At 39.2% G+C, this 237-nt stretch carries 1 protein-coding gene; it reads left to right on the forward strand.

Annotated features, from left to right (window positions below):
• Positions 1-237, forward strand: a 237-nt coding sequence (locus AAEY98_RS22665) for a chemotaxis protein CheW (RefSeq protein ID WP_351019896.1), incomplete at both ends; no start/stop codon positions are given.

Genomic DNA, 237 nt, shown 5'->3' on the forward strand with positions numbered 1-237 from the left:
ACCTTAATGGTGGTAGTGAGTGAGCAAACATTTGCACTACCATTAGCAGGGGTAAGTGAAATATTTAACTTGGACCTTACTAAAACGAATGTGGTTGATGGTCAGTTAACTATTATTGTTCGTAAAAAAGCAGTGCCTTTATTTTATTTAGAGCATTGGCTAGTGAAAGGTGCCGATCGTACAAGCCGTAAAGCGCAAGGGCATGTGGTTATTGTGCAAATAGGTACACAACAAGTT

The organism is Shewanella sp. AC91-MNA-CIBAN-0169 (assembly GCF_040310165.1).
Classification (GTDB): Bacteria; Pseudomonadota; Gammaproteobacteria; order Enterobacterales; family Shewanellaceae; genus Shewanella.